Annotated in this window: 14 protein-coding genes; 8 read left to right on the top strand and 6 right to left on the bottom strand. The window is 66.4% G+C overall.

What is annotated here, in order from left to right:
* Together ACTIAO_RS14955 and ACTIAO_RS14960 are read left to right on the top strand one after the other, a co-directional pair.
* Nucleotides 1-857: AIR synthase related protein (locus tag ACTIAO_RS14955; RefSeq protein ID WP_441906989.1), on the top strand; the 857-nt coding region annotated here is incomplete at its 5' end.
* 218 nt (nt 858-1,075) lie between these two features.
* Nucleotides 1,076-1,261, top strand: coding sequence for a hypothetical protein (locus tag ACTIAO_RS14960; RefSeq protein WP_441906990.1), 186 nt, complete (start codon nt 1,076-1,078; stop codon nt 1,259-1,261).
* A 68-nt stretch (nt 1,262-1,329) separates the two neighbouring features.
* Here the strand turns inward: ACTIAO_RS14960 and ACTIAO_RS14965 are convergent, their stop codons facing one another.
* Nucleotides 1,330-2,244 (bottom strand): helix-turn-helix domain-containing protein, encoded by a 915-nt coding sequence (locus ACTIAO_RS14965; RefSeq protein WP_441906991.1) that lies wholly within the window; start codon nt 2,242-2,244, stop codon nt 1,330-1,332.
* A gap of 178 nt (nt 2,245-2,422) precedes the next feature.
* On the opposite strand from ACTIAO_RS14965, the gene ACTIAO_RS14970 reads away from it, so the two are divergent.
* Complete coding sequence (locus tag ACTIAO_RS14970) at nt 2,423-3,133, top strand: DUF2786 domain-containing protein (protein WP_441906992.1); 711 nt, start codon at nt 2,423-2,425, stop codon at nt 3,131-3,133.
* A 79-nt stretch (nt 3,134-3,212) separates the two neighbouring features.
* On the top strand, nt 3,213-3,566 hold the full coding sequence (locus tag ACTIAO_RS14975) for a TraR/DksA family transcriptional regulator (protein WP_441906993.1): 354 nt from the start codon (nt 3,213-3,215) through the stop codon (nt 3,564-3,566).
* A gap of 34 nt (nt 3,567-3,600) precedes the next feature.
* Here ACTIAO_RS14975 and gnd read toward each other — a convergent pair whose 3' ends face one another.
* The gene (gnd, locus tag ACTIAO_RS14980; RefSeq protein WP_441906994.1) at nt 3,601-4,662 is read right to left on the bottom strand and encodes a phosphogluconate dehydrogenase (NAD(+)-dependent, decarboxylating); all 1,062 of its coding nucleotides are present in this window, start codon (nt 4,660-4,662) and stop codon (nt 3,601-3,603) included.
* Between the two features lie 158 nt (nt 4,663-4,820).
* Here gnd and ACTIAO_RS14985 point away from each other — a divergent pair, with 158 nt between their 5' ends.
* Nucleotides 4,821-5,645: a hypothetical protein gene (locus ACTIAO_RS14985; RefSeq protein WP_441906995.1), complete on the top strand. Its 825-nt coding sequence runs from the start codon at nt 4,821-4,823 to the stop codon at nt 5,643-5,645.
* A 64-nt stretch (nt 5,646-5,709) separates the two neighbouring features.
* On the opposite strand, the gene ACTIAO_RS14990 is transcribed toward ACTIAO_RS14985, so the two are convergent.
* The 4 genes from ACTIAO_RS14990 to ACTIAO_RS15005 form a co-directional block, all read right to left on the bottom strand.
* On the bottom strand, nt 5,710-6,621 hold the full coding sequence (locus ACTIAO_RS14990) for a glycine betaine ABC transporter substrate-binding protein (RefSeq protein WP_441906996.1): 912 nt from the start codon (nt 6,619-6,621) through the stop codon (nt 5,710-5,712).
* Nucleotides 6,622-6,722: 101 nt separating this feature from the next.
* Nucleotides 6,723-7,664, bottom strand: coding sequence for an ABC transporter permease (locus tag ACTIAO_RS14995; RefSeq protein ID WP_441906997.1), 942 nt, complete (start codon nt 7,662-7,664; stop codon nt 6,723-6,725).
* 4 nt (nt 7,665-7,668) lie between these two features.
* The gene (locus ACTIAO_RS15000; protein ID WP_441906998.1) at nt 7,669-8,970 is read right to left on the bottom strand and encodes a quaternary amine ABC transporter ATP-binding protein; all 1,302 of its coding nucleotides are present in this window, start codon (nt 8,968-8,970) and stop codon (nt 7,669-7,671) included.
* A 281-nt stretch (nt 8,971-9,251) separates the two neighbouring features.
* Entirely contained in the window at nt 9,252-10,544 is a 1,293-nt protein-coding gene (locus tag ACTIAO_RS15005) for a class I SAM-dependent methyltransferase (RefSeq protein ID WP_441906999.1), read from the bottom strand.
* Nucleotides 10,545-10,929: 385 nt separating this feature from the next.
* Between ACTIAO_RS15005 and ACTIAO_RS15010 the strand changes: the two genes are divergently transcribed.
* The 3 genes from ACTIAO_RS15010 to ACTIAO_RS15020 are packed head-to-tail and all read left to right on the top strand — an operon-like array spanning nt 10,930 to nt 12,910.
* On the top strand, nt 10,930-11,322 hold the full coding sequence (locus tag ACTIAO_RS15010) for a GntR family transcriptional regulator (protein ID WP_441907000.1): 393 nt from the start codon (nt 10,930-10,932) through the stop codon (nt 11,320-11,322).
* Entirely contained in the window at nt 11,319-12,224 is a 906-nt protein-coding gene (locus ACTIAO_RS15015) for an ABC transporter ATP-binding protein (protein ID WP_441907001.1), read from the top strand. The genes ACTIAO_RS15010 and ACTIAO_RS15015 overlap by 4 nt, the downstream gene beginning before the upstream one ends.
* The gene (locus ACTIAO_RS15020; protein WP_441907002.1) at nt 12,224-12,910 is read left to right on the top strand and encodes a hypothetical protein; all 687 of its coding nucleotides are present in this window, start codon (nt 12,224-12,226) and stop codon (nt 12,908-12,910) included. Before ACTIAO_RS15015 ends, ACTIAO_RS15020 begins: the two co-directional genes overlap by 1 nt.
* Nucleotides 12,911-13,137: the final 227 nt, after the last annotated feature.

The raw sequence follows: 13,137 nt of genomic DNA on the forward strand, positions 1-13,137 counted from the left end.
CGTACGCGGGCGCGCAGCTGGCCCTGGCCGAGGCGTACCGCAACGTCGCCGTCACCGGTGCGACCCCGACCGCGATCACCGACTGCCTGAACTTCGGATCCCCCGAGAACCCCGAGGTCATGTGGCAGTTCGGGCAGACCGTCGATGGTCTCGCCGATGGATGCTATGACCTGGGCGTCCCCGTCACGGGCGGCAACGTCTCGTTCTACAACCAGACCGGTGACACCCCGATCCACCCGACTCCGCTGGTCGGCGTGCTCGGAATCATCGATGACGTCTCGCGCCGCATCCCGTCGGGGTGGCAGGACGAGGGGCAGAACATCTACCTGCTCGGCACGACCTCGACCGAGCTGTCGGGTTCGGCGTGGGCCGAGACCGTGCACCAGCACCTCGGCGGGACTCCCCCGCAGGTGGACCTCGCAGGCGAGAAGCGCCTCGCCGGGCTGCTTGCCGCGGCGCGGGATGAGTGGCTGATCTCGTCCGCGCACGACCTGTCGGAGGGCGGGCTCGCCCAGGCTCTCGCCGAGGGAGTCATGCGCTTCGGCATCGGGGCCCGTGTGTGGCTGACCGAGCTGATGGATCGCGACGGGGTGGATGCAGCATCCGCTCTGTTCTCGGAATCGACCGGCCGCGTCATCGTGACCGTTCCGCGTGAGGACGATGTGAAGTTCCGCGGCCTCTGCGAGGGACGGAACTACCCGGTGCTGCGGATTGGCGTGACCGACACGGTCGCCGACCTCGAAGTGACCGGGCTGTTCACGGTCTCGGCGGCTGAGCTGCGCGAGGTGTCGCGGGCGACGCTCCCCGAGGCCTTCGGCCCGACCGTTTCGGAGGCTGTCGAGGGGTCGGCCGCGTGATTTCCGTCGCGGGGTCTGTCGCGGGGTCCGCGTGATTTCCGTCGCGCTGTCAAAATCTGTCCGCGCTGCAGAAGTTTCAGCAGCGCGAACAGATTCGAGCAGCGCGACGCAGGAAACAGCAGCGCGACGCGGGAAACAGCAGCGCGAGCGACACGAACAGCAGCGCGACAGCAGCGAACAGCAGCGCGAAGCGCGCACGACAACACCAGGAGCAGCGCATGAGCAACGTTGAACGCCACAATCCCAATAGCTCATCCAGCGACAACGCCGAAGACGACTACGGCCGCCTCGGCGAGCGCCGCACCCGGCGCACCCGGCGCATGCGCATGATCGCGTGGGTGACGATCGTCGCTCTCATCCTGCTCGGCGGCGGTTCGACCGTGCTGAGCCTGCTGTTCGGGTAACGCGCAGCGCGGCGTCGTCACTCGCCAAGCGGCGGCAGCGGTGCAGAGGCCGCGCCGGGTCGCCCAGCTCAGTCCGCGACCCAGTGCCGGGGGTCGCCCCAGCCGAGCTCGCCGTGTCCGTGATGAGCGAGGGCGAGCGCGACGAGAGTGCGGCGATGAGCGGCGAACGTCAGAACGTGGGCGATGTTCCCGCCATAGGAGATGACTTCCGCCGGAGTCGCGCTCGCGTGCACGAAGGTCTCATCCAGCCGGTCATCGCGTAGAACCTCGCGGACGTGATCGAGATAAGCGGGCCCTTCCACAGCCAACCGCTCGCGCAGCGATGACAGCGACTCGTGCTCCTCGATCGACATGTCGTAGTCGCGGCCCGCCATCACCGCGTTCCACATCCCCATCTGCCCGACGAGCCTCGACAGCAGCGATCGGATCGTCTGCACGTCGTCATCTACGTCGAGGCCGATCGGGGCATCGAGCTGTTCGTCGGTCAGCTCGGACGCCACCCGGATCATCTCCCCGGTCAGCCAGACATGGTGTTCCATCATCTTCGCCAGGAGTTCCATCCCGGTCACCTTCTCTCTGGAGGGGAGCCGGATGCTCCCCGGTGGGTGGAAATGCACGTCGCTTTCGGCGTCGACCCGGAACGATCCCGGATGCTGCCGCCACGCGTGCGGGGTCACGCCGAACGTCCGTATGAACGCCCGGGTGAATGCTTCGTGCGAGCTGTAGCCCGCGTCGATCGCGATGTCGATCAGGGGTGCCTCGTCGGTCACCATCCGGAACGCGGCGCGCTCGAGCAGGATTCTGCGACGGAAGGCGGCAGGAGACTCGCCCGCCACCGAGCGGATGACGCGGTCGAAGTGGAACCGCGAGAACCCGACGCGTGCGGCGATCTCCTCGCCGGACAGCTCGCCGACTTCCGCGTCGCGCATCGCTGCGGTCAGCTGCTCGACGAAGGCTGCGAAGGTGTCTGCCGATGTGCTCATGTCTTCAGCATCCTCTTGTCTTCACGTGTCCGTTTGATCGAAATTGCGGGATTGACTTTCTCTGCACAGACGGGCCGGCGGGCGACGTTATGCACCGTTCGTGGGATCGACACCGCCAATGGGGGTGGCCCCGGGCAGAGTACGAGGCATCACAGAACACGTCACCGAGGAGGACGCCATGCCGGTACAGGAAGACAAGCTGGAACTGATCACGAAGCTACTCGCCAAGGCCGAGAGCACGACCCCCGAGGAAGCGGAGGCCCTCACCGAGCACGCCGAGCGGTTGATGGTGAAGTACGGCATCGAGCAGGCGCGACTCGATGCGAAGCGCGCGCAGCTGGGAGGGTCGCGCGAGGAGATCATCCAAGAGCGGATGCTGTTCACCGGCGTATATGCGCGTGACATCCGTGAGTTCGGTGCGAGCATCGGGCTCGCGCTCGGAACGACCCGCGCGATGTACTCGGAGGCTGCCACCGGGATGATCCTGTACCTGATCGGATTCGCGTCAGACGTGCAGCAGACGAAGCTGCTGACCTCGAGCCTCGAAGTTCAGGCGATGATCGCGATGCGCACGTGGTGGAAGCGCGAGCGCGCGCGATATGAGTGGCACTCCGAGGGCGAGAAGCGCCGCGCACGCAGCGGCTTCATCCGCGGGTTCGGCATCGGCGCGGCCGAGCGGATTCGGGAGAGTCGCGCGACGATCGTCGAAGAGGGAGGAACCGGCACCGAGCTCGTGCTCGCGTCACGCCGAGACGAGGTGGATGCTTTTGTCGACCGCATCCCGTCGAAGAGGGCGCGAACAAGGCGGGGCACCGATCCGTCGGCGTTCATGCACGGGCGGCGCTCAGGCCGCGAGGCGAACACCGGTGGGCAGGCGGTCCGGGCCTGAGCCTGTCGGTCCCTGAGCCTGTCGATCCCTGAGCCTGTCGAAGGGTCGACCGGCGGCACGCGGGCCTAAGGTATGGGACATGACCGACACCGAGCTGCGCCCTCTGCTCGAGGCGCTGCGACGCGAGGCGAGTGACCGGACGGACGCGCTGGATGCCGCACTCCACCACCTCACCCACGACCGCAGCAGCCAGAGCGACGACGACGAACACGACCCCGAGGGCGTGCCACTGTCCGCAGAGTGGTCGCGGCTGAGCGGGTTGCTCGACGGGGCCCGCGAAGAGCTCCAGCAGGTCGACGACGCCCTCGCGCGAATGGATGCCGGCACCTATGGCGTCTGTACGAACTGCGGTCGACGCATCCCGATCGCGCGGCTTCGTGTGCGTCCGTTCGCGGAGCTCTGCGTGCCGTGCGCCGAGAAACTCGGGCGCTGAGCGCGGCGGTTCTGAGCCCGCGACGGGGCCGGGACTACGCGTCCCTCGAGTCGGACTTGCGCCCACCCGCCTCGAGCACGTCGCCGGCCGGGAGTTCCTGATGGCCGCCGAACTGCAGGCGCATCGCCGAGAGAACCTGATTGGCGAACTGATCCTCGTCGCGTGAGGAGAATCGCTCGAACAGCGCAGCCGCAAGCACCGGAACCGGCACGCCCACGTCGACGGCGGCCTTGACGGTCCACCGGCCTTCGCCCGAGTCCGAGACGCGTCCGGCGAGGCCGTCGAGCGTGGGGTTCTCGCCCAGCGCGGCAGCGGTGAGATCCAGCAGCCACGACGAGATCACCGATCCCCGCCGCCAGAGCTCCGCCACCTTGTCGGTCTCGATCGGGAACTGGTAGAACTCCGGCTCCTCCAGGGGCGCGATCTCGGCGGAGTGCTCGGCTTCGCGGATGCCGGCATCCGCGTTGTTGAGCAGATTGAGCCCCTCGGCGATCGCGGCCATGATGCCGTACTCAATGCCGTTGTGGACCATCTTGACGAAGTGTCCCGAGCCGGACGGTCCGCAGTGCAGGTAGCCCTGCTCCTCGGGTGCGAGCGCGCCCGTGCGACCGGGCGTGCGCTCGATCTCGCCGACGCCGGGAGCGATCGTCTTCAGGATCGGCTGGATGTGGGTTGCCGCGGCATCCGACCCCCCGACCATGAGGCAGTACCCGCGCTCGAGGCCGAACACGCCGCCGCTGGTGCCGATGTCCACGTACTCGATGCCCTTCTCGCGCATCGTCTTCGCGCGACGCACGTCGTCGCGATAGTTCGAGTTGCCGCCGTCGATGAGGATGTCGCCCTTGTCGAGAACTACGGCCACCTCTTCGGCGACCTTCCCGGTCAGGGATGCCGGCACCATCATCCACACCACGCGCGTGGGCGTCAGCTTCGCGGCGAGATCCGCCATGCTGGATGCACCCGTGGCACCCTCCGCCACGAGGGCGGCGACAGCATCCGGGTTCACGTCGTAGACGACGCACTCATGGCCATCCTTCATGAGACGCCGGACGATGTTCGCGCCCATCCTGCCGAGTCCGATCATGGCCAGTTGCATTGTGTCTCCTCGCGTTTGACGTGCGATCCCCATCGTCACGCACCGCGGCGCGCGTGGCAAGAGGTCGGGCCGCGAGACGGTGCGAACGGCGTGACGGACTGAAGTCATGACATCCGTCACTGAACCGAGCCCCACGCGCGAAGTAGGCTGAACGCATCATGCAAGAGTTCTGGCAGTGGGCGGGCAGCTTCTGGTGGCTGATCTTCCCCATCATGGGGATGGCCGGCGGCGCCGTGAAGGCGTGGGAGCAGGGCGCGAAGCGCCGCCATGAGCGCCGCATGGAGACCCTGCGACTGAAGGGCGAGCTCAAGACCGCCCAGCTCGCCGCGCGCGGACAAGTGCTTCCCGCGCAGCCGAAGGATGCAGCATCCGATTCTGCGCTCTCTTCGAATGAGCTATTGGAGCGGCTGTTCGCCGAGCACGACGAACTCACCGCACGCTGGCTCGACTACGAGCTCGACGTCGCGAAGCTCATCGCCTATCCCGCGATGAGCGACGGCCGCCAGCCGCTCACCGCCGCATTCCTGCGGGCGAAGAAGACGGCCGACAATCTGCGACCGTCATCCGCGAACGCCAAGGTCAGCCAGCAGCAGGTCAGCGAATACCTGGATGCTGTCGGCAACGCCTCCGTCGCATTCGAGATCGCCGAGAAAGAGGCCAGGCGCCTGCGCACCTCCAGCTTCACCGAGGAAGAGCGCAAGAAGCTCGACCGTGCGCAGAAGCTGCTGAAGGTCGCCGTCGACGAGTCTGCCACCCAGGCCGAGCGCAACGTCGCCTACAAGCGCGTGCGCGAGGAGCTCGACGGGCTCATCGTGCTCAGCGACGATGCGGTCGAGGTCCTCGAGAAACAGGTCGCACGCGAGATCACGACCGGGCGCCCCGCGCCCGCGGCCCCCGCGCCCGGCACCGCGGCCCCCGGCGCACGCCCCGGCACCCCCGACAAACGCGGCGAGGCCCCCTCGCAGCATCCACGCCCCCGCTGAATCACGTGATTCAGCGGGGGCCCGGACGAGCAGAGGGGGCCTCGGCGAAGTGGGGAAGAGGAGATCAGGAAGTCAGGCCGCCGGCCCAGTCCTGGTTCTCATCCATCCACGTCTGGACGATCTCGGTGTAGTCGGTGACGTCTTCTTCACCCGAGTTGTACATGGCGTTCTCCAGCGAGAACAGCACGTCCGAGTCCATGGTGAAGTTGCTCATCCACTCGAAGACCTCGGGGAACTCGGTCTCGAAGTTGGTCGAAGCGATGGTGTGGATCTCCTCAGCGGCGCCCAGGGTCTCCTCCGGGTCCTCGAGGTCCTTGATGTCGAACGCGTCGTATGCCCAGTGCGGACGCCACAGGGTGACAGCGACGTTCTCACCGGCGTCGAGCTTCGTCTGCAGCTCGGCGAGCATCGCCGGCGTCGACGACGTGATGAACTCCATGCCCTCAAGGCCATAGGTCGGGATCGTGTTGTCCTGCGTTGCGGCGGTGAGGCCGGCGCCCGGCTCGATGCCGATCAGACGGTTGTCGAACGCGTCGGCGTTCGCCGCCAGCTCTTCGAGCGAGTCGATCGGAGCGTCCGCGTTGACCGCGATGGTCAGCTTGGCGTCGTTGTTCCACGAGCCGAGGTCGACGATGTCGTCACCGAACTGCTCGAAGTAGTCCGCGTGGGTGAACGGCAGCCAGCCATCCAGTGCAACGTCGTAGGTGCCGTCAGCGACGCCGGCGAACACGGGGCCCGCGTCGGCGTACTCGAGCTCGACGTTGTAGCCCTGCTCCTCGAGTGCGAGCTTCCAGACGTACGAGGCAGCCTCGCCCTCGGGCCAGCCGTTGAACACACCGATGGTGATGTCCTTGGACTCGCTGGCACCGGAGTCTCCGTTGTCAGAGCCGGCGTCTGAACCGCCGGCGCAGCCGGTCAGCGCGAGCGCTGCGGCCGAACCCAGTGCAAGGGCGCTGAGAAGGTGTCGTTTCTTCATTTTCGTTCCTTTCCTCCCGCGTGCTGTGTCGCGGTTGTTGGGGATTTGTCCACGGGATTTCGTGGGCTCTCTGCACGCCGAGCGTGCAGCAGTCTTGTGCGTCAGTGAGCGCCGGTGGCACTCACCGACGTCGACGCGTCTGCCGTGTCGGCATCCTTCGTCGATGTTGTGAGGTTCTTGCTGCTCTTTCGCGTGCGTCCGCGGCCGCCGAACCCGCCGGTGATGCGGTCGAGGATCATCGCGATGACCACCACGGCGATACCCGCCTCGAAACCGAGCGGGATGTTCACCGACTGCAGTGCCTGAACGATCGGGCGGCCCAGACCCGGGGCCCCGACCATGCTGGCGATGACCGACATCGACAGCGACAGCATGATCACCTGGTTGACACCCGCCATGATCGACGGCATCGCCAGCGGCAGCTGAATCTGTCGGAGGATGCGGCCCGGCGTCGCGCCGAACGCGTTGCCTGCCTCAACGACCTCCTGGTCAACCCCACGGATGCCGAGCTCGGTGAGTCGCACGCCGGGCGCGACGGAGAACATGATCGTCGCGACGATGCCGGGAACAGGCCCGACGCTGAACAGGAAGATCGCCGGAAGCAGGTAGACGAACGCCGGCATCGTCTGCAGGAAGTCCAGAATCGGACGGACGATGTTCGATACCGCCTGCGAACGCGCGGCCCAGATCCCGATGGGGATGGCGATAGCGGTTGCGATGAGCACGGCGACCACAGTGAGCGCCAGCGTCAGCATCGCATTTTCCCACTGCGCGACCGTCATGATCAGCACGAGGCCGATGACAGTGCCGAGCGCGAGCTTCCACCCCTTCGCCAGGAAGGCGACGATGGCGAGGACGATGATGATGACCCAGCCCGGAGGCTCGGTGAACACCCACGTCGCACCGTCATAGATGGCGGTGAAGACCATGGCGATGAAGTCGAACAGCCCACCGAGGTAGTCCTGCAGGAAGCCGATGAACTCCTTCACCCACTTTCCGAGCGGGATGCGTGCGCCGTCAGTGATCCACTGGATGATGTTCATCAGCTCACACTCCTTCCGTGCCCGCGGCTGCCGGGGTCGTGGGGGCCTCGGCCGCGGCATCCACCAGCGGGGTGAACTGGGCGACCATGTCGATGGGGGTCTGGATGATCGGCATCTCGCGCGTCGTCGGCGCGACGTTGCCGAGCGCCGCGAGCAGAGTCACTCGCGGGATGACGCCGATGAGACGGTTGTTCGCATCGACGACTGCCAGCGGGACGGGCGTCTCGACCGCGCGCTCGACGATGTCGGTGAGCAGGTCATCAGGGCCGACCGTGAGCACGTTCGCATCGACGATCTGCCGCACATCGGTCTGCCCGGCCTTCACCGCGCGGATGACACCGCGATCGGTGACGACGCCGACGAGCCGGTTGTTCTCGACGGCGAACACGGCGCTGGCCTGCTGCTCGCGCAGCACCCGGAGCGCTCCGCGCACACCGGCGCTGATCGGAGTGGTCAGATGCGGCGGCTCCATCACTGCGCTGGCGGTGAGCACGCGGGTGCGGTCGACGTCCTGCACGAACTGGGCGACGTAGTCGTTCGCCGGGTCGGTGAGGATCTCCTCCGGAGTGCCGTTCTGCACGATGCGGCCGTCGCGCATGACCGCGATCCGGTCGCCGAGGAACATCGCCTCGTTGAGGTCGTGCGTGATGAAGATGATGGTGCGCCCGAGCTCCTGCTGCAGCTCGACGAGCTGCTCTTGCATCTCGCGGCGGATCAGTGGGTCAAGCGCCGAGAAGGCTTCGTCCATGAGGAGGATGTCGGTGCCCGCCGTGAGCGCGCGAGCCAGGCCCACGCGCTGGCGCATTCCACCGGAGAGCTCATCCGGGAAGGAATCCGCCCACTCGGCGAGCCCCACCTTCTCGATGATCTCGCCAGCGCGCTTCAAACGCTCTTCGCGGCCGACACCCTGGATCTCCAGTGCGTAGGCAGCGTTGTCGATGACGGTTCGGTGCGGCAGCAGCGCGAAGTGCTGGAAGACCATCGACACCGACGAGCGGCGGATATCGCGCAACTCAGCGGCGGATGCTTTCGTCACGTCGCGGCCCTGGATCGTCACGTCGCCGTCCGTCGGAGGCAGCAGTCCATTGAGCATGCGGATGATGGTCGACTTGCCTGACCCGGACAGCCCCATGATCACGAAGATCTCACCCTTGTTCACGGTGAAGCTCGCGTCGATGACGGCTGCGGTCCCGGCATCCAGAACGTCGCTGCGCCCCTCGCCGTTCTTCAGTCGACGAACGGCCTGTGCCGGATTCTTTCCGAACACCTTGTAAAGATTGCGCGCAACAAGTGCGGTTTCAGTCACGTTTCCCCTGGCGACTCACCGATTCTTCGGGTTTCGGGAGCCCACTTCAGTTGCGTCCGGGTGATACTCAGGCCGTTCGACATCGTCTTGCGGGCGGCACGAGCGGAGGATCCTGCTCCCCCGTAAAAGCATCGACCTTACGTCCACGTCGCATCCCAGCATCAAACTTTTCGAACGCACGACGTGTCCGCGGACTGGTCCCAGGCCAAATGGCCTACGTTCCAACGTAACAAAATTGACGCCACGTGTCGAATGTCGACAATGTGTGCCGTGGAATGGATTCAGCGGCGGATGCTGCGCGTCACCGTGAACTTCGGCGTGCGATGAAGCTGCTCTGTGGGACCGATGCGCTTCGTCAACTCTGTTCTGTACGCGAGCGAAGAGTTGTACACGGTGAGCAGAACGCCGCCCGGCGTGAGGATGCGCGCGGCCGCCTCGAACAGCCTGCCGGCGGCACCGGCGTGGATGCTGGAGCCGAGGTGGAATGGCGGATTCAGCAGGATGAGGTCGGCGGAGTGGTCGGGGATCTCCGAGCCCGCGTCATCGTGGGTGACTTCGGCTTCGACCCCGTTGGCGGCCATCGTCGCCCGGGCGGATGCCACGGCCGAGGCCGAGCGGTCGGTGGCGATCACGCGGGCGTCGGGGTGGGTGAGGGCGTAGGTCGCGGCGAGAATGCCCGTGCCGCAGCCGAGGTCTACGACGGTTTGCGCCTCGGGCTCGTGGGACGTTGAGCGAGCGGAGCGAGACGAAACGGGCTGAGCAAGCGAAGCGCGCCGAAGCCTTCCCTCCGCCGCCAGCACCTCCAGCAGCACGCGCGTGCCGATGTCGAGCTTCGCACCGGCGAAGGCACCTCCGTGCGCGGCGACGGTGAGCGGTCGGTCGAGCCCCGGCACGTCGATGCGCTCTGCGACGGGGAATGGCGGCTCGTCGGGCACCTCTCGCGGGGCGGATGCCACGATCAGCCGCGACTTCCGCTCCGCGCGCTGCGGCTGCACGGTCTCGAAGCTCCGCCCGAGAATTTCGTTCTGCGCGAGCGTCATGTGCTTGACGCGGCCGCCGGCGATGAGCGTGACATCCGGCGCGGCCCAGCGGGCGACGGCATCCGCGATCTCCTCGAGTTCAGCGAGCGACTTCGGCAGCTGCAGCAGCACGAGGCGCGCCCCGCTCAGCAGGTCGGGTGCGAGTTCGTGGGAGGTGAATGCCGCGGCATCCGTGCCGAATCCCAGATGCTCCGCGTGCTCATCGGCGCGTCGCGCCTCGACACGCCGTCCGTGCGCGTGATCGTCTGGGGTTTCGGGCGCTCCCGCCGTCCGGTGCCCGAGCTCGTCGGCATTGCGGGCCAAGGCCCGTCGCCCTGTCGCAAGGTCTTGATGAACGCGGATGCCGCGGTATCCAGCATCCGCCAGTGCCAGAGTGATCGCACCGTACCCGTCGCCGATCACCGAGATCTCTTCGCCCGGGGCACCCGCGGCGAGCGCGTGCTGCACGAGGAGTTCGTCCGTGGCATCCCAGGCCTGAAGGTTCGGCGCTTCGACATCGGGGAAGCGCCGCAGCGACGCGTAGGGGAATTCCACGTCCCCACGATACGCGGCTGTCCCCGCGCTCTCGCGCCCACCCTTCCCCCTCGCGCGCTCCCCCTCGCGCGCCCTCGCGCGGCTGTCCCTCGCCCCACCCCACCCCGCCTCCTCGCGCGGCTCATTTCTGTCGACGCGGCTACAACTTCTGCCGCGTGAACAGATAACAGCAGCGCGACACAGGGAACAGCAGCGCGACGCAAGGAACGACAGCGCGACGCGCGGAACAGCAACGCGACGCAGGGAACAGCAGCGCGACACAGGGAACGGCAGCGCGACGCAGGGAACAGCAGCGCGAGCAACGCGGCGCGCGCGACAGTTGACGCCCGCCAGGTTAAGTGGTTACCTAGTCGAGTAAGTAACCAACAGACCGGGTGGAGGCATCGTGATCGAAGAAGGCAAAGCGCTCTTCCTCCAGATCGCCGAGCGGATCGAGGACCAGATCCTCGACGGCTCGCTGGACGAGGAGTCCCAGGCCCCCTCGACCAATGAGCTCGCCGCCTTCTACCGCATCAACCCCGCCACGGCCGCGAAGGGAGTCGCCATGCTCACCGAGAAGGGCGTCCTGTACAAACGCCGCGGAATCGGCATGTTCGTCGCCACCGGCGCCCGCGATGTGCTGCTCACCGAGCGGCGCTCCGCGTTCGCCGACCGCTACATCGATCCGCTGCTCACCGAGGCTCGCACGCTCGGCCTCGGCACCGAAGACCTGGCCGCCCTGCTGCGTGAACGCGCAGCCGCCGCGGCATCCACAAGATCTGAAGGGAACCCCGAATGACCGCCGTCATCGAGGTGGAGAACCTCACCAAGCGTTACAAGGACACCAACGCCCTCGACAACGTCTCACTCACGATCGAAAGCGACGCCATCTACGGACTGCTCGGTCGCAACGGCGCCGGCAAGACGACGCTCATGTCGATCCTCACCGCCCAGAACTTCGCCACCTCGGGTGATGTGCGCGTGTTCGGCGAGCATCCCTACGAGAACGCGCGCGTGCTCAGCCGGATCTGTTTCGTCCGCGAGGGCCAGAAGTATCCGGATGACGCGACCGCCCGCCACGCCTTCAAAGCGGCCAGCATGTTCTTCGAGAACTGGAGCGAAGATGTCGCCGATGAACTGATCGCGGACTTCCAGCTGCCGATGACCCAGCGGATCAAGAAGCTCTCCCGCGGGCAGCTCTCCGCCGTCGGCGTCATCATCGGTCTCGCCTCGCGTGCCGAAATCACCTTCTTCGATGAGCCCTACCTCGGACTCGATGCTGTCGCCAGGCAGATCTTCTACGACCGGCTGATCGAGGACTATTCGGAGCATCCCCGCACGATCATCCTCTCGTCGCACCTGATCGATGAGGTCGCCAACCTCATCGAGCGCGTCATCGTCATCGACGACGGCAAGATCCTACTGAACGACGAAACGGATGCTGTGCGCGACCGCGCCGTGACCATCGTCGGCGATGCGGCGAAGGTCGACGCCTGGGCTGCCGGGCGGGAGGTCCTGCATCGCGAGGCGCTGGGGCGTGTGGCATCCGTCACCGTGCTCGGCACGCTCTCAGCCGACGAACGAGCTGAGATCTCGGCATCCGGACTCGATCTCGCACCCGTCTCGCTGCAGCAGCTCATCGTCCGCCTCACGCAGAAGGCTGGCGCCGAATCCCACGCGAAAACCCAGGAGGTTCGCTGATGTCCCGCACGCTGAATGTCATCCGTCTGCAGCTGATCAACAAGCAGACTTTCATCTGGGTGCCGCTGATCGTCCTCGCCGGAGCGACCGTCGTGTCGATCCTGATCTACGCAATGATCCCCGTCGACACCCCGAAATACGGTGGTGGCGGGCAAGCTCCACTGTGGGTCTTCTTCGTCATCGGGATGCAGGCGATGACCCTGACCTTCCCTTTCTCGCAGGCGATGAGCATCACGCGACGCGAATTCTTCCTCGGGACGCTCATCACCGCGGTGCTCGCGAGCGTGTTCATGTCCGTGATCTTCCTGATCGGCGGTGGCATCGAACAGCTGACCCACGGCTGGGGCGTGAACGGGTACCTCTTCCATCTGCCCTGGGTGTGGGAGTCGGGCCCCCTCGGAGCCGCGGTCGTGTACTTCACCCTTGCGATGTTCCTGTTCGTCGTCGGATTCACCGGCGCCACGATCTACAAGAGCTGGGGGACGCTCGTCCTCACGATCATCGGCCTCGCGCTCGCGCTGCTGCTCGTCGGCGTCGTGTTCCTCATCACGAAGCTCGAACTGTGGGGGCAGGTCGCCGCTGGCATCATGTCGCTCGGAGCACTCGGGCTCGCACTGTGGGGGCTCGTCGTGATCGCCGTGCTCGCCGTCGTATCGTTCCTCGCATTCCGCAGGGCGATTCCGTAGGCGATTGCGTAGGCGATTGCGTAGGCGATTGCGTAGGGATGATGTCGCGCGGGCTCGCGCGGCAGCATCCGCTCCTCGGGCGGCAGGGCGCCCGTTGCGGCGGCATCCGCCTCTTCACGCAGCTCATCCCTTCACGGCTCATCCCTTCGCGCGGCTGAAATCTGTTGGCGCTGCAGAAGTTTTAGCAGCGCCAGCGGATAGTGACAGCGCGACGCAGGGAACAGTAG

The organism is Microbacterium sp., assembly GCF_052099035.1.
In the GTDB taxonomy this organism is placed as follows: domain Bacteria; phylum Actinomycetota; class Actinomycetes; order Actinomycetales; family Microbacteriaceae; genus Microbacterium.

Excerpts from the sequence above, each read along its gene's own strand:
- ACTIAO_RS14960 (WP_441906990.1), top strand. The coding sequence starts at position 1,076 with ATGAGCAACGTTGAACGCCACAATCCCAATAGCTCATCCAGCGACAAC.
- ACTIAO_RS14965 (WP_441906991.1), bottom strand. The coding sequence starts at position 2,244 with ATGAGCACATCGGCAGACACCTTCGCAGCCTTCGTCGAGCAGCTGACC.
- ACTIAO_RS14970 (WP_441906992.1), top strand. The coding sequence starts at position 2,423 with ATGCCGGTACAGGAAGACAAGCTGGAACTGATCACGAAGCTACTCGCC.
- ACTIAO_RS14975 (WP_441906993.1), top strand. The coding sequence starts at position 3,213 with ATGACCGACACCGAGCTGCGCCCTCTGCTCGAGGCGCTGCGACGCGAG.
- gnd (WP_441906994.1), bottom strand. The coding sequence starts at position 4,662 with ATGCAACTGGCCATGATCGGACTCGGCAGGATGGGCGCGAACATCGTC.
- ACTIAO_RS14985 (WP_441906995.1), top strand. The coding sequence starts at position 4,821 with ATGCAAGAGTTCTGGCAGTGGGCGGGCAGCTTCTGGTGGCTGATCTTC.
- ACTIAO_RS14990 (WP_441906996.1), bottom strand. The coding sequence starts at position 6,621 with ATGAAGAAACGACACCTTCTCAGCGCCCTTGCACTGGGTTCGGCCGCA.
- ACTIAO_RS14995 (WP_441906997.1), bottom strand. The coding sequence starts at position 7,664 with ATGAACATCATCCAGTGGATCACTGACGGCGCACGCATCCCGCTCGGA.
- ACTIAO_RS15015 (WP_441907001.1), top strand. The coding sequence starts at position 11,319 with ATGACCGCCGTCATCGAGGTGGAGAACCTCACCAAGCGTTACAAGGAC.
- ACTIAO_RS15020 (WP_441907002.1), top strand. The coding sequence starts at position 12,224 with ATGTCCCGCACGCTGAATGTCATCCGTCTGCAGCTGATCAACAAGCAG.